This window comes from Streptomyces sp. NPDC051662, assembly GCF_040681655.1.
Taxonomy (GTDB): Bacteria; Actinomycetota; Actinomycetes; order Streptomycetales; family Streptomycetaceae; genus Streptomyces.
In genome coordinates, this window is sequence record NZ_JBFAZD010000016.1 from 56807 (window position 1) to 79202 (window position 22396).

The following is a 22396-nucleotide window of genomic DNA, read 5'->3' on the forward strand; positions in this document are numbered from 1 at the left end:
GGCTTGGTGCTTATGACCATGAGCAGCAGCCTCCCCGACGACGACCGTCCGCCACCCGTGCGCTTCGCGTTCGACCGGCACACCTGGAAGGAGATCGCGCATCTCCTGCTGAACCTTCCGGCTTCCCTGGTCGGTTTTGTCTATGTGGTGTTCACGGTCTCCACGGGTGCGGGGCTTTCGGTGACGTTGATCGGGCTGCCGTGGCTGGTCTGCGGGCTCGCGGGGGCGCGGCTGCTCGGCCGGGCCGAGCGGGCGCGGGCGCGCGCGCTGCTCGGGGTACGGATCGACGAGCCGAGCCCGCTGCACGGCCCCGGACGGCGCCCCGACGGGCTGCTCGGCCGGATATGGGCCGGGCTGAAGGATCCGGTGGCCTGGCGGACCGTGCTGTACGAGTTCATCCGGCTGCCCTGGGGCGTGCTGACGTTCGGCGTCACGCTCGCCGGTCTCTTCGTGTTCTGGCCGGTCCTCCCCTATGTGGCGCGCGGGCTCACCAATGCCGACCGGGCGATGGTGCGGACGCTGCTCTCGCCCTCCGACGAGCTGGAGCGGCGGATCGCGGAGCTGGAGTCGGACCGGGGGGTGGTGGTCGACACGGCCGCCGCCGATCTGCGCCGTATCGAACGCGATCTGCACGACGGCGCACAGGCCCGGCTGGTAGCCCTGGCCATGGGGCTCGGCCTCGCCAAGGAGAAGCTGCTGGAGGATCCGGAGGCGGCGGCGAGCATGGTGGACGAGGCCCACGGCGAGGTGAAGCTGGCGCTCCAGGAGCTGCGCGATCTGGCACGCGGCATCCACCCGGCCGTCCTCACCGACCGCGGGCTGGACGCGGCGCTCTCGTCCGTCGCCTCCCGCTGCACGGTCCCGGTGAAGGTCACCGTGGATCTGGACGAGCGGCCGGCCGAGGCGATCGAGGGCATCGCGTACTTCACGGTCTCCGAGCTGTTGCAGAACGTCAGCAAGCACAGCGAGGCGCGGATGGCGGCGGTGGATGTGTGGCGGCGGGACGACCGGCTGCTGATCCAGGTGCAGGACGACGGGCGCGGCGGCGCGCGGCTGGACGGCGGTACGGGCATGTCCGGGCTGTCCGAGCGGCTCGACGCGGTCGACGGTCTGTTCGTCCTCGAATCCCCGGCCGGCGGGCCGACGATCGTCACGGCGGAGCTGCCGTGGCGGCGGCGCGGTAAGGGCTGAGCACGGCCCGGGGCCCGAGGGGCGCCCGGGCGGGGCACGACCCACACCTCGGGGGTGGGGAAAACCCCAGGGAAAGACGGAGACCGGCCTCATGGTGCGGGCGCTCCGGCCCCGGGAGCATGGAGGACATGGAAGCACGCACCCCGCTCTCCCCCAGCCCGCTCGCAGAACGGACCACACCCATGGCCTTGGATTATGGATCGCAGCCGCGGCCCCACTTCCTTCCGCCGGCCCTGCGCGCCCCGGTCGAGGGTCGCACCTGGCGCGAGTTCGGTTATCTGCTGCTCAGCCTGCCCATCAGCGCGGTGCTGTTCTCCTACGCGATAACGACGATCGCGCTCGGGGCGGGGCTGCTGGTCACCTTCCTCGGGGTGCCGGTGCTGGCGCTGGGGCTGGCCGGCTGCCGCGGCTTCGGGATGATGGAGCGGGCGCGGGCGCGGGCGCTGCTCGGGCTCGATGTGCCGGATCCGGTACCGGCCCGTGGCGCGAAGAGCGGGCTGATGTCCTGGGTCGGCGCGGTGCTGAAGAGCGGGGCGTCCTGGCGCCATCTGCTCTACGCGATCCTGCATTTCCCGTGGGCGGTGTTCGCGTTCGTGGTGTCCCTGACGTTCTGGTCCGTGGCCTGGGGGCTGTTCGCGTATCCGCTGTGGCATTGGGTGTTCCCCAGCCATCTCGACCAGTCGGGAATCGCGGTCTACAGCGACGGCACGGGGGACGGCTTCTTCCTGGACACGCCGTTCGAGCTAGCCGCCACCTCGGTGGTGGGGCTGGTGCTGGTGCTCTTCTGCCCCTGGCTGATACGCGGCCTGGCGACCGTGGACCGGCTGCTGGTGATGGGGCTGCTCGGCCCGTCCCGGCTGGCCACCCGGGTCTCGGAGCTGGAGTCGGACCGGGGAGTGGTGGTCGACACGGCAGCGGCCGATCTGCGCCGTATCGAGCGGGATCTGCACGACGGCGCGCAGGCGAGGCTGGTGGCCCTGGCCATGGATCTGGGGCTGGCGAAGGAGAAGCTGGCGGAGGACCCGGAGGCCGCGGCGCGCATGGTCGGCGAGGCGCACGGCGAGGTGAAGACGGCGCTCCAGGAGCTGCGCGATCTGGCACGCGGCATCCACCCGGCCGTCCTCACCGACCGGGGGCTGGACGCGGCGCTGTCCGCCGTGGCCTCGCGCTGCACGGTCCCGGTGACGGTGGAGGTCGATCTCCCCTACCGGCCGGCCGCCGCGATCGAGGGCATCGCCTACTTCACGGTCTCCGAGCTGCTGCAGAACGTCAGCAAGCACGCCAGGGCGAGCCGGGCGACGGTGGAGGTGTGGCAGACGCAGGACCGGCTGATGCTTCAGGTCACGGATGACGGCAGGGGCGGGGCGGACGCGACGGCGGGCAGCGGGCTCGCCGGGCTGACGGAGCGGCTGGACGCGGTGGACGGGATCCTGGTCATCGACTCCCCGGCCGGCGGTCCGACGATGGTGACGGCGGAGCTGCCCTGGCGGGGCTGACGCTCATGGAGCGCCGTACGGCGCGACCCCGCACGGCGCGACCCCGCAAGACCTGACCTCACACGGCGCGACCCCGCACGGCGTGACCCCGCAAGACCTGACCTCGCACGGCGCGACCTCCTACGGCGCGACCCCGTACAGCGCGGCCTCGTACGGCAGCGCGAGCTGCCTTCCAGGTGCCCCCGCCCGGAAGGCTCTCGCCAGGCGGTAGGCCCTTTTCCCGCCGGGTGTGCGCGGGGCGATACGAATACTGGGATGCTGGAGGGCACAGGGGACAGATCTCACCAATGGGGGCTGCATCATCGTGGAAGACAGAGTGCGGGTCGTCATCGCCGAGGACTCAGTGCTGCTTCGGGAGGGCCTGACCCGGCTGCTGACCGACCGCGGCCACGATGTCGTCGCCGGTGTCGGTGACGGGGAAGCGCTCATCAAGACCGTGGGTGATCTGGCGAACGAGGGCGCGCTGCCGGATGTGGTGGTCGCGGACGTACGGATGCCGCCGACCCACACCGACGAGGGGGTACGGGCGGCCGTGCGGCTGCGCCGGGACCATCCGGGGATCGGGGTGCTGGTGCTCTCGCAGTATGTCGAGGAGCAGTACGCCACCGAGCTGCTGGCCGGCAGCAGCCGGGGCGTGGGGTATCTGCTCAAGGACCGGGTGGCCGAGGTCAGGGAGTTCGTGGACGCCGTCGTACGGGTGGCCAGGGGCGGGACCGCGCTGGACCCCGAGGTGGTGGCGCAGCTGCTGGGCCGGAGCCGCAAGCAGGACGTGCTGGCGGGGCTGACGCCCCGCGAGCGTGAGGTCCTCGGGCTGATGGCCGAGGGGCGGACGAACTCGGCGGTCGCCAAGCAGCTGGTCGTGAGCGACGGCGCGGTCGAGAAACATGTCAGCAATATCTTTCTGAAGCTTGGGCTTTCCCCTAGTGATGGGGATCACCGCCGGGTGCTGGCCGTCCTGACGTATCTGCGGTCCTGACCGGGGAACACCCTGACTGTCGCTCCGTCAGTCGCATACGCGGGGTGCGGGGTGGGACGAAAGCCCTAGAACCAAAGGATGAGAGCGGAACGACCTTCACGAATCCCATCGGGGGTGGGCAAAGTATGACAAATTTGCGCGAGAGAGCGTCTCAAACTGGCGTCCATCATTCGATCGGTCAAGGGAAGGCGACCCTTACCGACGTAGGGTGGCCTTCGGGACTGCCGGGCGGCCGGTCGGTCCCGAGCCGCCGCCCGAGGGAGGTCCAGTTCAGTGACCAGCCAGGTCAGTAGCCCAGCCGAGCAGGCCGATGGGGCCAGCGACGCGAGTGAGAGCGATCGCGCCGTCGGTGACCAGCGCGCCCCCGCGTCCGGACAGGAGGGCGCAGGCGAGAAGGAAGTCCGTCGACTGGACCGGGTCATCATCCGTTTCGCGGGTGACTCGGGTGACGGGATGCAGCTGACAGGTGACCGGTTCACCTCCGAGACGGCGTCGTTCGGGAACGACCTGTCGACGCTGCCGAACTTCCCGGCCGAGATCCGGGCTCCCGCAGGGACGCTGCCGGGCGTCTCCTCGTTCCAACTGCACTTCGCCGACCACGACATCCTCACCCCGGGCGACGCGCCCAATGTGCTCGTGGCCATGAACCCGGCCGCGCTGAAGGCGAATATCGGCGATGTGCCGCGCGGGGCGGAAATCATCGTGAACACCGATGAGTTCACCAAGCGGCCGATGGCCAAGGTCGGCTATCTGACCTCACCGCTTGAGGACGGCTCGCTCGACGGCTACCAGGTGCACCCGGTGCCGCTGACGACGCTGACCATCGAGGCGCTCAAGGAGTTCGGTCTCTCCCGCAAGGAGGCCGAGCGCTCCAAGAACATGTTCGCGCTCGGGCTGCTCTCCTGGATGTACCACCGGCCGACGGAGGGCACCGAGAGGTTCCTGCGGGCCAAGTTCGCCAAGAAGCCGGAGATCGCGGAGGCCAATGTCGCCGCGTTCCGGGCCGGCTGGAACTTCGGGGAGACCACCGAGGACTTCGCGGTCTCCTACGAGGTCGCCCCGGCCGGTGCCGCCTTCCCGACCGGCACGTACCGCAATATCTCCGGGAACCTGGCGCTGGCGTACGGCCTGATCGCCGCCGGTCACCAGGCGGACCTGCCGCTCTACCTCGGCTCGTACCCGATCACCCCGGCCTCGGACATCCTGCACGAGCTGTCCCGGCACAAGAACTTCGGCGTACGGACCTTCCAGGCCGAGGACGAGATCGCGGCCATCGGCGCGGCGCTCGGCGCGGCGTTCGGCGGGTCCCTCGCCGTCACCACCACCTCGGGCCCGGGTGTGGCGCTCAAGTCGGAGACCATCGGTCTGGCGGTCTCGCTGGAGCTGCCGCTGCTGGTCGTCGCCATCCAGCGCGGCGGTCCCTCCACCGGGCTGCCGACCAAGACCGAGCAGGCGGATCTGCTCCAGGCGATGTACGGGCGCAATGGCGAGGCCCCGGTGCCGGTGGTCGCGCCGCAGACCCCGGCGGACTGCTTCGACGCCGCCATGGAGGCCGCGCGGATCGCGCTGACCTACCGGACCCCGGTCTTCCTGCTCTCCGACGGCTATCTCGCCAATGGCTCCGAGCCCTGGCGGATCCCGGAGACGGACGAACTGCCCGATCTGCGGGTGCGGTTCGCGACCGGACCCAACCACGAGCTGGCCGACGGCACCGAGGTGTTCTGGCCGTACAAGCGTGACCCGCAGACCCTGGCCCGCCCGTGGGCGGTGCCCGGCACGCCGGGCCTTGAGCACCGTATCGGCGGGATCGAGAAGCAGGACGGCACGGGCAATATCTCGTACGACCCGGCCAACCACGACTTCATGGTGCGCACCCGCCAGGCCAAGATCGACGGAATCCAGGTCCCCGATCTGACCGTCGACGACCCGGACGGCGCCCGCACGCTGGTTCTGGGCTGGGGCTCCACCTATGGGCCGATCACCGCCGCGGTCCGCCGGCTGCGCAGGGCGGGCACGCCCATCGCCCAGGCGCATCTGCGTCATATCAACCCCTTCCCGCGCAATCTCGGGGAGATCCTTGGCCGTTATGACAAGGTCGTCGTGCCGGAGATGAACCTCGGCCAGCTCGCCACGCTGCTGCGGGCGAAGTATCTCGTCGACGCCCACTCGTACAACCAGGTCAACGGCATGCCGTTCAAGGCCGAGCAGCTGGCCACGGCCCTCAAGGAGGCCATCGATGTCTGATGCGAACGAGTTGCTGACACTGGTCCCCAAGGCCGAGGCCAAGCAGTCCATGAAGGACTTCAAGTCGGACCAGGAGGTCCGCTGGTGCCCCGGCTGCGGTGACTACGCGGTGCTGGCCGCGGTTCAGGGCTTCATGCCCGAGCTGGGCCTCGCCAAGGAGAACATCGTCTTCGTCTCCGGCATCGGCTGCTCCTCGCGCTTCCCGTACTACATGAACACGTACGGGATGCACTCCATCCACGGCCGCGCCCCCGCCATCGCCACCGGGCTGGCGACCTCGCGCCGCGATCTGTCGGTCTGGGTGGTGACCGGCGACGGGGACGCGCTCTCCATCGGCGGCAACCATCTGATCCACGCGCTGAGGCGGAACGTCAACCTCAAGATCCTGCTGTTCAACAACCGGATCTACGGGCTGACGAAGGGCCAGTACTCACCCACCTCCGAGCTCGGGAAGATCACCAAGTCGACCCCGATGGGTTCGCTGGACGCGCCCTTCAACCCGGTGTCGCTGGCGATCGGCGCCGAGGCGTCGTTCGTGGCCCGTACGGTCGACTCCGACCGCAAACACCTCACCGAGGTACTGCGCCAGGCCGCCGACCACCCCGGCACCGCGCTGGTGGAGATCTACCAGAACTGCAATATCTTCAACGACGGCGCCTTCGAGGTCCTCAAGGACAGGGAGAAGGCCGCGGAGGCCGTGATCCGGCTGGAGCACGGGCAGCCGATCCGCTTCGGCGTGGAGGGCGAGAAGGGTGTCGTCCGCGACCCGGCCACCGGTGACCTGGAGGTCGTGGCCGTCACGCCCGAGAACGAGTCGCGGATCCTCGTCCATGACGCGCACGCGGCCAGCCCCACCACCGCGTTCGCGCTGTCACGTCTCGCGGACCCGGACACGCTGCACCACACCCCCATCGGGGTGCTGCGCAGCGTCGAGCGGCCCGTCTACGACACCCTGATGTCGGACCAGCTGGACGCGGCCGTCGAGCGGCAGGGCAAGGGCGATCTGGCCACGATGCTCGCCGGTGGCGACACCTGGACGGTCGTCGGCGGCTAGGCGAGGGCTGGTTCGGGGGCCTGGCGCGTCGCCGTTCCCCGGGGCCCGGCCTGGAATCTGGGGCCCGGATCTCTTATGAGGTCCGGGCCTCGTCGTATGCCCGGCGGGCCTTGAACACGTCGTCCAGCCGCCGTTCCGTCCAGCGCCCCAGCTCGGACACATACTCGGCGGCCTCCCTTCCCAGCTCGGTCAGCGAGTAGTCCACGCGCGGCGGGATCACGGGCTTGGCGTCGCGGTGGACGAAGCCGTCACGCTCCAGGATCTGGAGTGTCTGGGCGAGCATCTTCTCGCTGACCCCGCCGATCTCCCTGCGCAGTTCGCTGAAGCGGTATGAGCGCTCCAGCAGGGCGCTGAGCACCAGCACCCCCCAGCGGCTGGTGACATGCTCCAGGACCAGCCGGGAGGGACATATGGATGGGGTGACGTCCGGCTTCTCCGGCTTTCCCGCCTGCTTACTTACCACCATGCCAGTACCTTACTTCAAGGTGGGTACTTTCGCATGGTTAGTGTCGACCCTAGGGTGAGAGTGACAGAGAGCGCCGATCCGCGCATATCCATCCGAACTGGAGCCCCCCATGAGCATCGTTGTCACCGGAGCCACCGGACACCTCGGCCGACTGGTCGTCGAGTCCCTGCTGGCCGACGGCGTTCCGGCCGACGGAATCGCCATCGTCGTACGGAACGAGGAGAAGGCCGCGGGCCTGGTGGCGCGCGGAGTCGAGCTGCGCGTCGCCGACTACAGCCGGCCCGAGACGCTGGCGGACACGTTCCGGGCCGGTGACCGGGTACTGCTGATCTCCGGCAGCGAGGTCGGGCAGCGCGTGCCGCAGCACACCGCCGTCATCGACGCCGCACGGGCGGCGGACGTGGCCCAGCTCGCGTACACCGGCATCCTGGGCGGCCCCGACGCCGACCTCCAGCTGGCCGCCGAGCACAAGGAGACCGAGCGGCTGATCCTTGACTCAGGGCTGCCGTACACCTTCCTGCGCAACGGCTGGTACACCGAGAACTACACCGGCAACCTCGCGCCCGTACTGGAGCACGACGCCGTCGTCGCCGCCGCGGGCGAGGGCAGGATCGCCTCCGCCTCCCGCGCGGACTACGCCGCCGCGGCGGCGGCCGTACTGACCGGTGACGGGCACCTCAACAAGGCGTACGAGCTGAGCGGCGACACGGCGTGGTCGGTGGGCGAGTACGCGGCGGAGCTGTCGCGGCAGACCGGCAGGACCATCGCCTACAACAACGTGCCGGCCGAGACGCTGCTCGGAATCCTCACCGGCTCGGGCATGCCGGAGCCGATGGCCGCCCTCCTGGTCGACGTGGACCACGGGATCGAGCGCGGGCTGCTCGCCGGTACGACGGGGGATCTGGCCCGGCTGGTCGGCCGCCCCACCACCCCGCTCGCCGACACGATCGCCGAGGCGCTCAAGGGCTGACACGCGCATTCGTACGCGTCATGACCGTATGACGATACGGACATGACATGGCGGCCCGCGCGGCGCTACCTTCGTGGGGCGCCGTGCCGGGACGGCGCTTCTGTGGCGGGGAGGGCCAGTGAAGGCGGACGGCGACCAGCGGGCAGGACAGCCGGCCCAGCGGGCGGGGCTGCTGTACGGGATCGGTGCCTACGGGATGTGGGGACTGGTCCCGCTCTACTGGCCCCTGCTCGAACCGGCCGGGGCGATGGAGATCCTGGCCCACCGGATGGTCTGGTCGCTGGCGTTCGTCGCCATCGGGCTGGTGGTGCTGCGCCGCTGGGGCTGGATACCGGAGCTGATACGCAGCCCCCGCAAGCTGGGCCTCATCGCCGTGGCCGCCACCACCATCTCCCTCAACTGGGGTTTCTACATCTGGGCGGTCAATTCCGGGCGGGTCGTCGAAGCCTCGCTCGGCTACTTCATCAATCCGCTGGTGACGATCGCCATGGGCGTCCTGCTGCTCAAGGAACGGCTGCGGCCCGCCCAGTGGACGGCGGTGTTCATCGCCCTGGCCGCCGTGCTCGTCCTCGCCGTCGGCTACGGACAGCCGCCGTGGATCTCGCTCGTACTGGCCTTCTCGTTCGCGACCTACGGCCTGGTCAAGAAGAAGATCAACATCGGCGGCCTGGAGTCGCTGGCCGCCGAGACCGCGGTTCTGTTCCTGCCCGCGCTCGGCTATCTGGTGTGGCTGGGCGCGTCCGGCTCGGCCACCTTCGGCTCGGAGGGTACGGGCCAGATGGCCCTGCTCGCCGGGACGGGCGTGGTCACCGCGCTGCCGCTGATCTGCTTCGGCGCGGCGGCGATCCGGGTACCGCTGTCGACGCTGGGCCTGCTCCAGTATCTGGCGCCGGTCTTCCAGTTCGTGCTGGGGATCACGTACTTCCACGAGGCGATGCCGCCGGAGCGGTGGGCGGGCTTCTCGCTGGTCTGGCTGGCCCTGGCGATCCTGACCTGGGACGCGCTGCGGAACGCCCGCCGTACCCGGGCACAGGCGCTGCGCCTGGCGGCGGAGGCGGCAACGACGGCGACGGCGACGGCCGTGGCCGCCTCGGCCTCCCCCTCGGCGCAGGTGGGAGAACCGATCCCGGTCACGGAGCCGGCGTCCTCCCCCGCTCCTCGCGAACCGGGCCCCCGGTAACCGGCACACCCGTCTCCCCGTAGCGCCTCATCCTCAGGCGGCTCAGGCCGTGTCGGTACGGGCGCGGTGGGCCCGTACCTTGTCGCGCGTCCCGCACCGTTCCATCGCGCACCAGCGGCGGTGGCCCGGCCGTGAGGTGTCGACGAAGAGCAAGTAGCAGTCATGCGCGGCGCATTCGCGTACACGCGCCGCGAAGGGTCCGGTGAACAGCTCGACGACATCGCGGGCGACGGTCGACAGCAGTCGCGGCCCGGTGGCGCCCGGGGCCCAGGCGCGGGTCCCGTCGGACGCGATACGGGTGACGAGCGGGGGTTCGGCCGCCGCGGTGTTGATCACCGCGAGGTCCGCCGCCGCCAACTCCCCACCGTGGGCGCGGGCCAGGGTCAGCCGCAGCAGCGCGTCCCGCACCGTACGGGCGTCCCGCACATCCTCCTGCCGTACCGACAGCAGCCGTTCGAGCCCCGGCGACAGCCGGCTCCGCCGTACCCACTCCATCAGCGCCGCGGGGTCGTGCAGCACCTCATGCCGCGCGTACAGCCCCGGGCCGCCGGTCGTCAGCAGCTCCAGGCAGAGCGCGCCCGGGTCGAACCGGTAGGGGCGGCCCCCTTCGGGCGGCTGAAGAAGCATGCCCGTCCTGCCTGTTGCGGACTGACTCATGTAACCAATATAACTGGTTACATGAGTCAGTCTGCCAAGCCCGTGCACTGGAAACTCGTCATCGACGCGGCCGATCCGCATGCCCAAGCCGATTTCTGGGCCGCGGCCCTCGGCTATCTCGTCGAGGACCACAGCGTCCTTGTCGAGAAGCTGCTGAGCCTCGGCCATGTAACGGACGCGGACGTCCTGGAAGCGCATGGCCGCCCGGCCTGGCGGGATCTGGCCGCCGTCCGCCATCCGGACGAGCCGTACGAGGAGGAGAGCGGCATGGGTCTTGGCCGCCGGATCCTGTTCCAGCGCGTGCCGGAGGCCAAGACCGGCAAGAACCGGATCCATCTCGACCTGCACCCCGGCCCCGGGCAGCGGGAGGCCGAGGTCGGGCGTCTGGAGGGGCTGGGAGCGACGGTGGTCCGCCGCGTGAAGGAGCCCGGCGGGGAGTGGGTCGTGATGGGCGACCCCGAACTCAACGAGTTCTGCGTGGCCTAGGGCGGGTCTTCGAAGACACGCCCCAGCCGAGCAAGCCCGATATCCCGTCCGGTCAGCGAACACCGCTGACCGGTTTTCTCTCTTGACGGCGAGTCAAGCTCTCGCCGAGCATTCAGCACGCACAGCGCACCAACAGCTTCCGCATCAGTATCAGCACCAGCGCAACGCCGGTACGGCACCAGCACAGCTCCAACGCCCCGCGCCACCATCCGTCGCGGGGCGTCTCGCACGTTCCGTCCTGTCCCCGTACGGAATCCGGAGCCCCCACATGAAACTCTCCGTTCCCGGAGCCCATCGCATACCCGGTCGGCCCGTCCGACCCGGCCGAATATCCGTCCGCGCCACCACTGCCGCGGTCGCCGGACTCGCCGCCGTCGGGCTGCTCGCCACGGCCGCGCCCGCCGTGTCGGCGACGCCCGCGGCGCCTCCGGTCTCCACAAGACCGGCGCAGTCCACGTCCACCGCGCCCGCCGCGCTCGCGGCCCCCGACATTCCGCTCGCCAATGTCAAGGCGCATCTCACCCAGTTCTCGTCCATCGCCGCGGCCAACGGCGGCAACCGCGCCCATGGCCGCGCCGGCTATCTGGCCTCCGTCAACTACGTCAAGGGCAAGCTGGACGCGGCCGGGTTCACCACCTCCGTACAGCAGTTCACCTCCAGCGGCGCCACCGGCTACAACCTGATAGCCGACTGGCCGGGCGGCGATCCGAACCAGGTCGTGATGTCCGGTTCGCATCTCGACTCGGTCACCTCGGGCGCCGGGATCAACGACAACGGATCGGGCTCAGCCGCCGTCCTGGAGACCGCGCTCGCCGTCTCCCGGGCCCAGCTCCAGCCCGCGAAGCATCTGCGGTTCGCCTGGTGGGGCGCGGAAGAGCTGGGTCTGGTCGGTTCGCGGTACTACGTGAACAATCTGCCGACCGCCGAGCGCGCGAAGATCAGCGGATATCTGAACTTCGACATGATCGGCAGCCCGAACCCCGGTTACTTCGTCTACGACGACGACCCGACCATCGAGCAGACCTTCAAGGACTACTACGCGGGCATCGGCGTCGCGACGGAGATCGAGACCGAGGGCGACGGCCGCTCGGACCACGCGCCGTTCAAGAACGTGGGCATCCCGGTCGGCGGGCTCTTCAGCGGCGCCGGTTACATCAAGAGCGCCGCGCAGGCGCAGAAGTGGGGCGGCACCTCGGGGCAGGCCTTCGACCGCTGCTACCACTCCTCCTGCGACACCACGGCGAACATCAACGACACGGCGCTCGACCGCAACAGCGACGCCGCCGCCCACGCGGTGTGGACGCTGTCGGCGAACTCCTCCGGCCCGTCGGGCGAGGTCTTCGAGACCGTCGACGATGTCACCATCCCGGACAACGGACCCACCATCACCTCGGCGGTGACGGTCTCCGGCCGTACGGGCAACGCGCCCGCCGCGCTCAAGGTGGGTGTGGACATCAAGCACACCTGGCGGGGTGACGTGGTCATCGACCTGATCGGCCCGAGCGGGACGGTCTACCGGCTGAAGGACTCCAGCGGCAACGACTCGGCCGACAACGTGATCGCCACGTACACGGTGAACGCGTCGAGCGAGACCGCGAACGGCGTCTGGAGGCTGCGGGTCCAGGACGTGGCCGCCCAGGACACCGGCTACATCGACAGCTGGCGCCTCACCTTCTAGACCGCGAGCCGTCCTGGGAACGCGACCCCTGAGACCCGCGACTCCTGGGAACGCGACCCCTGGGACCCCAAAACCGCGCCCTCCCAAAACCGCGGCTGCCCGCGTGCTGCAATCTGTGCGCACGCGGGCAGCCGCACGTCAGGCGTTGATGTCCTTCGCCGTGAAGCGCGCCCAGGCCGCCGAGCCGAACACCGCCGCGTGCAGCGCCTGCAACCCCAGATTCCTGCCGATGTCGTCCCAGTAGAACGGCTCGCGCAGCAGATCCGCGAAGGACAGCCAGTAGTGCGGGAAGAGATACGGCTGTATCGCGTGCAGCTGCGGAATCGTGTCCAGGATCTGCACCGTGATCAGCAGCCCGACGGTCGCCGCCATCGCCGCGATCCCGCTGTTGGTCAGGGTGGAGATGAACAGACCGAGCGCCGCGAGACCCACCAGCGAGGCGGCGACGACCAACGCGATCAGCAGGGCCCGCAGCAGCCCGTCGCCGAAGGAGATCCGGGTGCCCGAGATCGTGGTGACATCACCGAGCGGGAAGAGCAGCGCGCCGACAGCGAGCGCCGAGGCCGCCACGACGAGCGTCGCGACCAGGCAGAAGGCCAGCGTGGACGCGTACTTGGCGAGCAGCAGTCTCGTACGCCCGGCCGGTGCGACCAGCAGATAGCGCAGCGTCCCGCCGTTGGCCTCGCCCGCGATCGCGTCACCCGCGATGACCCCCACCGCCATCGGCAGGAAGACGGGCAGCGTCGCGGCGAGCGCGGCGAAGACCAGGAACAGTCCGTTGTTGGTGATCTGCGTCAGGAACGCGGGCCCGTCCGCGCCGCCACCCCGGCCCATTCCGCCGCCGTCGCCCGTCTCGATCTTGACGGCGATCCCGATGAGAACGGGTACGGCGGCGAGCACACCCAGCAGCGCGAGGGTCCGCCAGCGCCGGAAGGTGGTGGTCACCTCGGAGCGCAGCAGCCCGAAGGTCCACCACAGCCGGCGCTCCCGGTCCCGGACCACGGGCCTCACCGGTCCCGCTTCCGCCGTCTCCGGGGCCCCCGCCTCAGCCCGCGACATCGAAGCCCTCCCCCGTCAGCGCGACAAAGGCGTCCTCCAGCGAGGCGCGCTCCTGGCCGAAGGCGCGTACGCGAACCCCTGCCCGGACGAGCGCCGCGTTGAGGTCGGCGGGGTCCACCGGCTCCGGCCCGCCCGTGGGCAGCTCTCCGCTCACCCGGTCCTCCGCCACGACCACATCGGTGACCCCCAGCTCCTTCAGCACCCGGGCGGCGTCGCCGGGGTCGGGGGTGGTGACGGCCAGCCTGCCCCGGGTCCCGGCCGCCAGCTCGGCGACCGAACCCTGTGTGATCAGCCGCCCCTGGGCCATCACCGCGGCGTGCGTGCACACCTGCTCGATCTCGTCGAGGAGATGCGAGGAGAGGAAGACGGTCGTGCCGTCCGCCGCCAGCTCCCGTACCAGGGTCCTGATCTCCCGCATGCCCTGCGGGTCCAGACCGTTCGTGGGCTCGTCGAGCACCAGCAGCCGGCGCGGTCGCAAGAGCGCCGACGCGAGCCCGAGCCGCTGCTTCATCCCGAGGGAGTACGCCTTCGCCTTCTTGCCCGCGGCGGCGGTCAGCCCGACCCGGTCCAGGGCGTCGGTCACCCGGGCGCGGCGGGTACGGGGGTCGGCCGTCGGGTCGGCGGAGTCGTACCGTACGAGGTTCTCCCGGCCCGACAGGTACCCGTACAGCGCGGGCCCCTCGATCAGCGCGCCGACCTGGGGAAGTACGGCGCGGGCCGCGCGGGGCATGGGCCGGCCGAGGAGCGAGGCCGAGCCCGCGGTCGGCTCGATCAGCCCCATCAGCATCCGGATCGTGGTCGTCTTGCCCGACCCGTTGGGCCCGAGAAAGCCGAAGACGCTGCCGGCGGGGACGGCGAGATCGAGCCGGTCCACGGCGAGCTGCCCGCCGCGGAACCGCTTGGTGAGTCCACGCGTCTCGATCACATCGATCTCGTCGATCTCATCGATCTCGTCGCGCACATCGAGCACGGCGGTCATCTCCCTCCCCGGTCACACATCGCCGCTCACATATCGGCAGTACGAGAACGGACCGGCCCCGGTCAGCGTTCCGCCCCGCCGTACGGAGCGTACGGCGGGGCGGAGCGTGCCGGACCGGCCGGATCGTTACTTCGCCGCGTTGGCGGCCTTGACCAGCGCGTCCTGTGTCACCGCGCCGACGTACACCTTGCCGTCGTCCGTCATCAGGGCGTTGATCAGGCGGGTCTTGAAGACCGTGCCGGAACCGAACTTCCCGGTGACCTTGTCACCCAGCGCGTCCAGGAACTGCCGCGCCTCCGCCGGGACATCGCCCGACTTCGCCGCGTCCGCACCGGCCGCGCCCGCGATACCCGCGCCGGCGCCGGTCTCCAGCTCGTAGACGGCGTTCCAGCCCTCGCCGATCACCTTCGGCGCGCTCTGCTCCTCGGCCCCCTTGGCGCCGTCCTCGCCCTTGGGCAGCCCCCAGGCTCCGCCCTGGTCGCCCTTGTGCTCAGCCGCGCCCTTGTCGTCGCCCTGCGTCACCTTCGCGCCCTTGGGCGGCGTGAACTCGAACGTGGAGGCGGCGGGCTTGGCGAAGTCGACATCGGTGAAGCCGACGTCGACCACGGCCTTGCCACCGCTGCTCGGCGACAGCGTGAACTTCAGCGGGGTGCCGGTCTCCGCGTCGACCGCGATCTTGATCGAGCCGACCGTCGAACCGCTCTGCTTGGGCTTGATGAGCAGCTGGTACGCGTCGCGTCCGGCGACCTTCGCCGTGCCGTCGACGCTCACGGATGTCGTGTCGCCCGCGGCCTTCAGCGCCTGCTCGGCGAAGTCCTTGGGGGTCGCCGGGACGTCCTTCAGGGCGTCCTTCGGGGTGTCCTTCGGGGCCTGCTTCTCGCCGTCCTTGGCCGCGTCCTTTGGGGCGGTCGCGTGGTACGCCTCGTTGGAGGCGCTGTCGTACGCCCAGACCTCGCCGCCGTTGTGGATCAGGCTGTACTCGGCGGCGGTGTCGCGGATCGACAGCCGCTGCTTGTCGGGGCCGTCCACCGCGACCCGCAGCGTGTGCGTGCCGGAGCTGAGCTCCATCAGCTTGGCGTTCGGGTCCGCGGACGAGCCGTCGGTGGGGCCGGAGCCGCCCGGCCCGCCCTTGCCACCGGCGAGCGCGCCGCCCGCCATGTCACCGAGACCGCCGAGCGACGGGAGCCCCAGATCCGTGGTGATCTTCACGGAGCCCGAGAGCTGCTCGGTCTCCGACGCGGCGATCTTCTCGATGAGTTGCTGCGCGCTGATCTTCGGCAGTTCGGGGTCTCCGGTCGCGGCGAGTGCCGGGACGAGCCCGATGGTCGCCGCAGCCACCACCGCCACCGCGGCGGGGAGCGCGTAGCGCGCCGCCTTGCGGCGGCCCCCGCCGGGCTCCCTGTCCTCCTCGGTGATCCGTGCGCTGTCGTTCGGTGCCATGTGTGCCCTACCTCCGTGGTCGGCGGCCTTCCGTCCCATGCACTCGTCCACTCCGCGCCGCCAGTCTCACCCGAATTGGTCAGGAGTGGTGTTAACCATCTGACCAAACGGCCTCATGCAAAGCGTCAGACCCGGGGCGCAACTTGCCGTACTGCTCAGGGATGACATACCGATGAGATGCTTCCCGCATCCACTAGGGGAAGACAGGATTCCGCCGGTCGGGTTCCAGCTCGGGACTCCGTCGGCAGACGCCACGCCGGGCAGACTCCACGCCGGACAGACGCCCCGTCAGGCGCGTGCCCCGTCAGGTGCACGCCACGCCGGGCGGACGCCCCGTCAGCCCGCCCGGTGGACCACCGCGTCGCACAGCTCGATCAGCGCCGACTTCGCGTACCCCTCGGGCAGCGGCGTGAGCGTCGCCCGCGCCTCCTGCGCGTACCGCACCGTGTCCCTGCGCGCCTGCTCCAGGGCCGGATGCGCGCGCAGCAGCCGCAGCGCCTCCGAGAGCCGCGCGTCGTCCGTCAGATCGCCGTCCAGCAGCTCGACCAGCGCGAGGTCGTCGGGGCGGCCGTACGCCTCGGCCTGGGCCCGCAGCAGCAGCACGGGCAGCGTGGGGATGCCCTCACGCAGATCCTTGCCGGGCGTCTTGCCCGACTCGTGCGAGTCGCTGGCGATGTCGAGGACGTCGTCCGCGAGCTGGAAGGCGACGCCGAGGCGCTCCCCGTACTGGGTGAGGATGTCGACGACCGACTCGTCCGCGCCGGAGGTCATCGCGCCGAAGCGGCAGGAGACCGCGACCAGCGATCCGGTCTTGCCGCCCACCACATCGAGGTAGTGCGCGACCGGGTCGCGTCCGTCGCGCGGACCCGCCGTCTCCAGGATCTGGCCCGTCACCAGCCGTTCGAACGCCTCGGCTTGGATCCGTACCGCCTCGGGCCCCAGATCGGCCAGGATGTGCGACGCGCGCGCGAAGAGAAAGTCACCCGTGAGGACGGCGACCGAGTTGCCCCAGCGGGCGTTGGCGCTGTCCACGCCCCGGCGGACCTCCGCCTCGTCCATCACGTCGTCGTGGTACAGCGTCGCGAGATGGGTCAGCTCGACGACCACCGCCGCGGGGGCGACACCGGGCGCGTACGGATCACCGAACTGTGACGCGAGCATGACCAACAAGGGCCGGAAGCGTTTGCCGCCCGCCCGTACCAGGTGCTGGGCAGCCTCCGTGATGAAGGGCACGTCGCTCTTGGTGGCATCGAGCAGTCCCGCCTCGACAGCCGCCAACCCGGTCTGGACATCGGCCTCAAGAGCCTGGTCCCGCACGCTCAGCCCGAACGGCCCGACGACGGTCACGAGAGGTACTCCTGTCTGCTGACGATCACACGGATTGTCGATGTGTCGCTGACTCCACTCAAGTCAGCCTATCCGGTCGCCTTTCGATCACCGTGGGCGCCTTCCCGGACCCGCCGGTATGTTCGGGATCAGCCATACGACCATGAGTAGTGCTTTCGTCCGGAACAGTGACCGAACCCCGAGCGAACGGGGAGCGGCCATCACGCGGCGGAGATCACGGTCACCGACCGGTATGCCCTCCGCCATCCGCACCACCTTCCGGTACGGGAAGATCCACCCTGACGTACGCGCCCTCCCGGACGGCACCCGGCCGGCACCCGGCCGGCACCCGGCCGTACGCGCGCGTCCGGCACCCGCTCAGCGACGAGCCGGTCCCCCGCCGCCGCCCGGATACCCGCCGTACCGGCTGAGTGACTGTACGGCGCCGCGCGCACGGCGGACACATGACGGGGTGATCACATACGGGCGGCGCGGCGGGCCGGGCCGCGGCGATCTGACGGTGGAACAGGTCCGCCATCGGGGCTACCGCCGGTACGGTCCGCGAACTACCCGGCACACGGCGCCCTATTGGGTCAAGACGGACTTTTCACCACTGCCGCGGCTGGGCAACAGCGACGTAACGTGTCCTGCATCGATCCGGAAAGCGAGGCAGCACCAATGCCCGAGCAGAGCCCGCTCGAACCGGCCGAAGGAGATCCCTTCGGCCCGCACAACCTCCCGTACGGAGTCTTCTCCACCGCCGACGAGCCCGACCGCCGCCGGCTCGGGGTCCGTATCGGCGACCATGTGCTCGACGCGGGAGCGGCGGCACACGCCCTGGGCTCCCCGTACGCGGCACTGCTGGCCAGGCCGAGCCTCAACCCCCTGATGGCGGCGGGCCGTACGGCCTGGCGCGATGTCCGCCGGGCCCTCACCGCCTGGGTCACGGTGCCCGCGCACCGCGCGGACATAGAGCCCCTGCTCCATCCGCTCGGCTCGGTCACCCTGCATCTGCCGTACGAGATCGCCGACTATGTCGACTTCTACGCGAGCGAGCACCACGCCACCAATGTGGGCCGGATCTTCCGCCCCGACGGAGACGCGCTGCCCGCCAACTGGAAGCATCTGCCGATCGGTTACCACGGCAGGGCCGGCACGATCGTCGTCTCGGGTACGGATGTGACGCGCCCGTCGGGACAGCGCAAGGCGCCCTCCGACCCGGTGCCGGTCTTCGGCCCCTCCATCAAGCTCGACATCGAGGCGGAGGTCGCCTTTGTCGTCGGGACGCCCTCGCGGCAGGGCAGTCCGGTGGAGCAGACGTCCTTCCGTGACCATGTCTTCGGGCTGTCGCTCCTCAACGACTGGTCGGCGCGCGACATCCAGGCGTGGGAGTACGTACCGCTCGGCCCGTTCCTCGGGAAGTCCTTCGCCACCTCCGTCTCGGCGTGGGTGACCCCGCTGGAGGCCCTGGACGCGGCCCGGGTGGCGCCCCCGGCCCGTACCGCCGAGCTGCTCCCCTATCTGGACGACGCGGACGACGAGGAGCCGGGCGGCTTCGATCTGCGGATCTCCGTCTCGCTCAATGGCCGGGTCATCTCGGAGCCGCCGTTCTCCTCCATGTACTGGACCGCGGCCCAGCAGCTGTCCCATATGACGGTCAACGGCGCCTCGCTCCGTACGGGCGACCTCTTCGCGTCCGGGACGGTCAGCGGCGCCGAGCGCGAGCAGCGCGGCTCCCTGCTCGAACTCACCTGGAACGGCACCGAGCCCCTTGAACTCCCCGACGGCAACCGGACGTTCCTGGAGGACGGCGACGTGGTCACCCTGACCGCCTGGGCCCCGGGGCCCGACGGCACCCGGGTCGGCCTCGGCGAGGTCACGGGCCGGATCGTGCCCGCCTGAACGCGGCTGCCCGGCACCCGCGACGGGTGCCGGGCAGCCGGCTTGGTCCAGCGACGGCGCTCTACCGCACGAACCCGCCCGCCTGGCCCGCCAGATCCAGGAAGTACTGCGGGGCCACGCCCAGGACCAGCGTGACCACGACGCCGACCGCGATCGCCGTCGTCGTCAGCGCCGAGGGCACCGCGACCGTCGGGCCCTCCGGCTTCGGCTCGCTGAAGAACATCAGCACGATGACCCGGATGTAGAAGAACGCGGCGATCGCCGAGGCGATCACACCGATCACCACCAGCACGCCCGCGCCGCCGTCGGCCGCCGCCTTGAAGACGGCGAACTTCCCGGAGAAGCCCGAGGTCAGCGGGATACCGGCGAAGGCGAGCAGAAAGACGGCGAAGACCGCGGCCACCAGGGGCGAACGCCGCCCGAGCCCGGCCCACTTGGACAGATGCGTCGCCTCGCCGCCCGCGTCGCGCACCAGCGTGACGACCGCGAACGCGCCGATCGTGACGAAGGAGTAGGCCCCCAGATAGAAGAGGACGGACGAGATGCCCTCGCTCGTCCCCGCGATCACACCGGCCAGGATGAAGCCCGCGTGCGCGATCGAGGAGTACGCCAGGAGGCGCTTGATGTCGGTCTGGGTGATGGCGACGATCGCGCCGCCCAGCATGGTGACGATGACGACGCCCCACATCACCGGCCGCCAGTCCCAGCGCAGCCCCGGCAGCACGACATACAGCAGCCGCAGCAGCGCGCCGAAGGCCGCCACCTTGGTCGCCGCGGCCATGAAGCCGGTGACCGGCGTGGGCGCGCCCTGGTAGACGTCCGGGGTCCACATGTGGAACGGCACCGCGCCGACCTTGAAGAGCAGCCCCATCAGGACCATCGCGCCGCCGATCAGCAGCAGCGCGTCATTGCCCATGGTGTCGGCGAGGGCCGGGTTGACGTTCTGGACGGTGCCGTTGACGACCTCCGCGATCCGCGCGTACGAGACGGAGCCCGCGTAGCCGTACAGCAGGGCGATCCCGAAGAGCAGGAACGCCGAGGAGAACGCGCCGAGCAGGAAGTACTTGACCGCCGCCTCCTGCGACATCAGCCGCTTGCGGCGGGCGAGGGCGCACAGAAGGTAGAGCGGGAGCGAGAAGACCTCCAGCGCGATGAAGAGCGTCAGCAGATCGTTGGCCGCCGGGAAGACCAGCATGCCCGCGACGGCGAACATGGCCAGCGGGAACACCTCGGTGGTGGTGAACCCTGCCTTGACCGCCGCTTTCTCGGTGTCGCTGCCCGGTACGGCCGCGGCCTGCGCCACAAAGGAGTCGACGCGGTTGCCATGGGCCTCCGGGTCGAGCTTGCGCTCCGCGAAGGTGAACACGGCGACGATCGAGGCCAGCAGGATCGTGCCCTGGAGGAAGAGCGCCGGGCCGTCGACGGCGATGGCGCCCATGGCCGCGATGTGCTTCTTGGTCGTGCCGTATCCGCCGGCCGCGAGCCCGACCACCGCCGCGAAGCCGGCGGCCAGGGCGACCACGGAGAGGAACAGCTGTGTGTGGTACCTGCCCCGGCGCGGGACGAACGCCTCGGCCAGGATGCCGAGGACCGCCGCGCCCAGCACGATCAGTACGGGTGACAGCTGCGCGTACTCGATGTTCGGGGCCGGGATCTTGGTGATCCCGTCGGCCGCCGTCGTTGTCCACAGGCTGTGGACGACAGTCGCACTCATGGAGCGGCCTCCACCTCGGGCTTGGGATCGGTCTGCTGTACGTCGGAGAGCGTGTGCTCCACCGCCGGGTTGACGATCTCGGTCAGCGGCTTCGGATAGACGCCCAGGAAGAGAAGCAGCGCGATCAGCGGAGTGACGACCACCAGCTCCCGGACGCGCAGATCCGGCATCGACTTGACCTCGGCCTTCACCGGCCCGGTCATCGTGCGCTGATAGAGCACGAGGACATAGAGCGCGGCGAGGACGATGCCGATGGTGGCGATGATGCCGATCACCGGATATCTGCTGAACGTGCCGACCAGGACGAGGAACTCACTCACGAACGGCGAGAGCCCCGGCAGGGAGAGCGTCGCGAGCCCGCCGATCAGGAACGTCCCGGCGAGAACCGGCGCGACCTTCTGCACCCCGCCGTAGTCCGCGATGAGCCGCGAGCCGCGCCGGGTGATCAGGAAGCCGGCCACCAGCATCAGCGCGGCCGTCGAGATCCCGTGGTTGACCATGTAGAGCGTGGCGCCCGACTGGCCCTGGCTGGTCATCGCGAAGATGCCCATGATGATGAAGCCGAAGTGGGAGATCGAGGCGTACGCGATCAGCCGCTTCATGTCCCGCTGGCCGACCGCGAGCAGCGCGCCGTAGACGATGCTGATCAGCGCGAGCACCAGGATCACCGGGGTGGCCCACTTGGACGCCTCGGGGAAGAGCTGGAGGCAGAAGCGCAGCATCGCGAACGTGCCGACCTTGTCGACCACGGCGGTGATCAGTACGGCGACGGGCGCCGTGGCCTCGCCCATCGCGTTGGGCAGCCAGGTGTGCAGCGGCCACAGCGGCGCCTTCACCGCGAACGCGAAGAAGAAGCCGAGGAAGAGCCATCGCTCGGTGTCGGTCGCGATGGACAGCGAGCCATTGGCCCGCGCCTCGGCGATCTCGGAGAGCGAGAAGCTGCCCGCGACGACATAGAGCCCGATGACGGCGGCCAGCATGATCAGGCCGCCGACCAGGTTGTAGAGGAGGAACTTGACGGCCGCGTACGAGCGTTGGGTGGCCGCCGCCTCGTCCCCGCCGCTATGGGCGCGGTCGCCGAAGCCGCCGATGAGGAAGTACATCGGGATGAGCATGGCTTCGAAGAGGATGTAGAAGAGGAAGACGTCGGTGGCCTCGAAGGAGAGGATCACCATCGCCTCGACCATCAGGATCAGCGCGAAGAAGCCCTGGGTCGGCCGCCAGCGGCGGTTCGGGTTCACCTCTTCCAGCGGGTCGGCGTCATGCCAGCCGGCCAGGATCACAAAGGGGATCAGCAGCGCGGTCAGCGCGAGGAGCGCCACCCCGATGCCGTCCACGCCCAGTTCGTAACGGACCCCGAAGTCGGAGATCCAGGCGTGCGATTCGGTGAGCTGATAGCGGTCACCACCGGGTTCGAAGCGGACCACCACGACGGCGGCCAGCACGAGCGTGGCGAGCGAGAAGAACAGCGCCAGCCACTTGGCGGCGGTGCGCCGGGCGGCCGGGACGGCCGCCGTGACGATCGCGCCGACCGCGGGCAGCACGGCCGTGGCTGTCAGGAGCGGGAACGACATGTCC

18 protein-coding genes are annotated in these 22396 nt (G+C 70.2%); 10 read left to right on the forward strand and 8 right to left on the reverse strand.

The annotated features are described in order from the left end of the window. Window positions 1–12: 12 nt before the first annotated feature. From AB0M67_RS25525 to AB0M67_RS25545, 5 genes are all read left to right on the forward strand, one after another. A complete protein-coding gene (locus tag AB0M67_RS25525) occupies window positions 13–1191 on the forward strand; it encodes a sensor domain-containing protein (RefSeq protein ID WP_365748996.1) in 1179 nt (392 codons plus the stop codon). A 182-nt stretch (window positions 1192–1373) separates the two neighbouring features. Beyond that, window positions 1374–2687 carry a sensor domain-containing protein gene (locus AB0M67_RS25530; RefSeq protein WP_365748998.1) on the forward strand — a complete coding sequence of 438 codons (1314 nt, stop codon included), beginning with the start codon at window positions 1374–1376 and terminating at the stop codon, window positions 2685–2687. 316 nt (window positions 2688–3003) lie between these two features. Next, a complete protein-coding gene (locus AB0M67_RS25535; RefSeq protein ID WP_249948533.1) occupies window positions 3004–3663 on the forward strand; it encodes a response regulator transcription factor in 660 nt (219 codons plus the stop codon). Window positions 3664–3936: 273 nt separating this feature from the next. Further along, window positions 3937–5907, forward strand: coding sequence for a 2-oxoacid:acceptor oxidoreductase subunit alpha (locus tag AB0M67_RS25540; RefSeq protein ID WP_365749000.1), 1971 nt, complete (start codon window positions 3937–3939; stop codon window positions 5905–5907). Next, entirely contained in the window at window positions 5900–6961 is a 1062-nt protein-coding gene (locus AB0M67_RS25545) for a 2-oxoacid:ferredoxin oxidoreductase subunit beta (RefSeq protein WP_365749001.1), read from the forward strand. The genes AB0M67_RS25540 and AB0M67_RS25545 overlap by 8 nt, the downstream gene beginning before the upstream one ends. Before the next feature lie 73 nt (window positions 6962–7034). Here AB0M67_RS25545 and AB0M67_RS25550 read toward each other — a convergent pair whose 3' ends face one another. Further along, window positions 7035–7427, reverse strand: coding sequence for a helix-turn-helix domain-containing protein (locus AB0M67_RS25550; RefSeq protein WP_365749003.1), 393 nt, complete (start codon window positions 7425–7427; stop codon window positions 7035–7037). Between the two features lie 109 nt (window positions 7428–7536). On the opposite strand from AB0M67_RS25550, the gene AB0M67_RS25555 reads away from it, so the two are divergent. Both AB0M67_RS25555 and rarD read left to right on the forward strand, forming a co-directional pair. Continuing rightward, window positions 7537–8397 (forward strand): SDR family oxidoreductase, encoded by an 861-nt coding sequence (locus tag AB0M67_RS25555; protein ID WP_365749005.1) that lies wholly within the window; start codon window positions 7537–7539, stop codon window positions 8395–8397. 118 nt (window positions 8398–8515) lie between these two features. After that, a complete protein-coding gene (gene rarD, locus AB0M67_RS25560) occupies window positions 8516–9577 on the forward strand; it encodes an EamA family transporter RarD (protein WP_365749006.1) in 1062 nt (353 codons plus the stop codon). Window positions 9578–9619: 42 nt separating this feature from the next. On the opposite strand, the gene AB0M67_RS25565 is transcribed toward rarD, so the two are convergent. After that, window positions 9620–10234, reverse strand: a complete 615-nt coding sequence (locus tag AB0M67_RS25565) for an ABATE domain-containing protein (protein ID WP_365749008.1) — start codon at window positions 10232–10234, stop codon at window positions 9620–9622. Between the two features lie 21 nt (window positions 10235–10255). Between AB0M67_RS25565 and AB0M67_RS25570 the strand changes: the two genes are divergently transcribed. Both AB0M67_RS25570 and AB0M67_RS25575 read left to right on the forward strand, forming a co-directional pair. After that, window positions 10256–10720 (forward strand): VOC family protein, encoded by a 465-nt coding sequence (locus AB0M67_RS25570; RefSeq protein ID WP_365749010.1) that lies wholly within the window; start codon window positions 10256–10258, stop codon window positions 10718–10720. A 268-nt stretch (window positions 10721–10988) separates the two neighbouring features. Further along, entirely contained in the window at window positions 10989–12398 is a 1410-nt protein-coding gene (locus tag AB0M67_RS25575) for a M28 family peptidase (RefSeq protein ID WP_365749011.1), read from the forward strand. A 138-nt stretch (window positions 12399–12536) separates the two neighbouring features. Here the strand turns inward: AB0M67_RS25575 and AB0M67_RS25580 are convergent, their stop codons facing one another. The 4 genes from AB0M67_RS25580 to AB0M67_RS25595 all read right to left on the reverse strand — a co-directional run bounded on the left by AB0M67_RS25580 (window position 12537) and on the right by AB0M67_RS25595 (window position 17223). After that, on the reverse strand, window positions 12537–13457 hold the full coding sequence (locus AB0M67_RS25580; protein WP_365749013.1) for an ABC transporter permease subunit: 921 nt from the start codon (window positions 13455–13457) through the stop codon (window positions 12537–12539). Beyond that, on the reverse strand, window positions 13444–14436 hold the full coding sequence (locus AB0M67_RS25585) for an ABC transporter ATP-binding protein (RefSeq protein WP_365749015.1): 993 nt from the start codon (window positions 14434–14436) through the stop codon (window positions 13444–13446). Before AB0M67_RS25585 ends, AB0M67_RS25580 begins: the two co-directional genes overlap by 14 nt. 126 nt (window positions 14437–14562) lie before the next feature. Next, window positions 14563–15876 carry a DUF2092 domain-containing protein gene (locus AB0M67_RS25590; protein ID WP_365749017.1) on the reverse strand — a complete coding sequence of 438 codons (1314 nt, stop codon included), beginning with the start codon at window positions 15874–15876 and terminating at the stop codon, window positions 14563–14565. A 336-nt stretch (window positions 15877–16212) separates the two neighbouring features. Then, a complete protein-coding gene (locus tag AB0M67_RS25595) occupies window positions 16213–17223 on the reverse strand; it encodes a polyprenyl synthetase family protein (RefSeq protein ID WP_365749018.1) in 1011 nt (336 codons plus the stop codon). A 657-nt stretch (window positions 17224–17880) separates the two neighbouring features. On the opposite strand from AB0M67_RS25595, the gene fahA reads away from it, so the two are divergent. Next, entirely contained in the window at window positions 17881–19104 is a 1224-nt protein-coding gene (gene fahA, locus AB0M67_RS25600; RefSeq protein ID WP_365749020.1) for a fumarylacetoacetase, read from the forward strand. 61 nt (window positions 19105–19165) lie between these two features. Here fahA and nuoN read toward each other — a convergent pair whose 3' ends face one another. Both nuoN and AB0M67_RS25610 read right to left on the reverse strand, forming a co-directional pair. Continuing rightward, complete coding sequence (gene nuoN / locus AB0M67_RS25605; RefSeq protein WP_365749022.1) at window positions 19166–20818, reverse strand: NADH-quinone oxidoreductase subunit NuoN; 1653 nt, start codon at window positions 20816–20818, stop codon at window positions 19166–19168. Beyond that, window positions 20815–22392 carry an NADH-quinone oxidoreductase subunit M gene (locus tag AB0M67_RS25610; RefSeq protein ID WP_365749024.1) on the reverse strand — a complete coding sequence of 526 codons (1578 nt, stop codon included), beginning with the start codon at window positions 22390–22392 and terminating at the stop codon, window positions 20815–20817. The genes nuoN and AB0M67_RS25610 overlap by 4 nt, the downstream gene beginning before the upstream one ends. Window positions 22393–22396 lie beyond the last annotated feature (4 nt).

Coding starts and splice junctions, on each gene's coding strand:
- AB0M67_RS25525 (WP_365748996.1), top strand. CDS start 13: ATGACCATGAGCAGCAGCCTCCCCGACGACGACCGTCCGCCACCCGTG.
- AB0M67_RS25590 (WP_365749017.1), bottom strand. CDS start 15,876: ATGGCACCGAACGACAGCGCACGGATCACCGAGGAGGACAGGGAGCCC.
- AB0M67_RS25550 (WP_365749003.1), bottom strand. CDS start 7,427: ATGGTGGTAAGTAAGCAGGCGGGAAAGCCGGAGAAGCCGGACGTCACC.
- nuoN (WP_365749022.1), bottom strand. CDS start 20,818: ATGAGTGCGACTGTCGTCCACAGCCTGTGGACAACGACGGCGGCCGAC.
- fahA (WP_365749020.1), top strand. CDS start 17,881: ATGCCCGAGCAGAGCCCGCTCGAACCGGCCGAAGGAGATCCCTTCGGC.
- AB0M67_RS25570 (WP_365749010.1), top strand. CDS start 10,256: ATGAGTCAGTCTGCCAAGCCCGTGCACTGGAAACTCGTCATCGACGCG.
- AB0M67_RS25565 (WP_365749008.1), bottom strand. CDS start 10,234: ATGAGTCAGTCCGCAACAGGCAGGACGGGCATGCTTCTTCAGCCGCCC.
- AB0M67_RS25545 (WP_365749001.1), top strand. CDS start 5,900: ATGTCTGATGCGAACGAGTTGCTGACACTGGTCCCCAAGGCCGAGGCC.
- AB0M67_RS25555 (WP_365749005.1), top strand. CDS start 7,537: ATGAGCATCGTTGTCACCGGAGCCACCGGACACCTCGGCCGACTGGTC.
- AB0M67_RS25610 (WP_365749024.1), bottom strand. CDS start 22,392: ATGTCGTTCCCGCTCCTGACAGCCACGGCCGTGCTGCCCGCGGTCGGC.
- AB0M67_RS25530 (WP_365748998.1), top strand. CDS start 1,374: ATGGCCTTGGATTATGGATCGCAGCCGCGGCCCCACTTCCTTCCGCCG.
- AB0M67_RS25580 (WP_365749013.1), bottom strand. CDS start 13,457: ATGTCGCGGGCTGAGGCGGGGGCCCCGGAGACGGCGGAAGCGGGACCG.
- AB0M67_RS25585 (WP_365749015.1), bottom strand. CDS start 14,436: ATGACCGCCGTGCTCGATGTGCGCGACGAGATCGATGAGATCGACGAG.
- AB0M67_RS25575 (WP_365749011.1), top strand. CDS start 10,989: ATGAAACTCTCCGTTCCCGGAGCCCATCGCATACCCGGTCGGCCCGTC.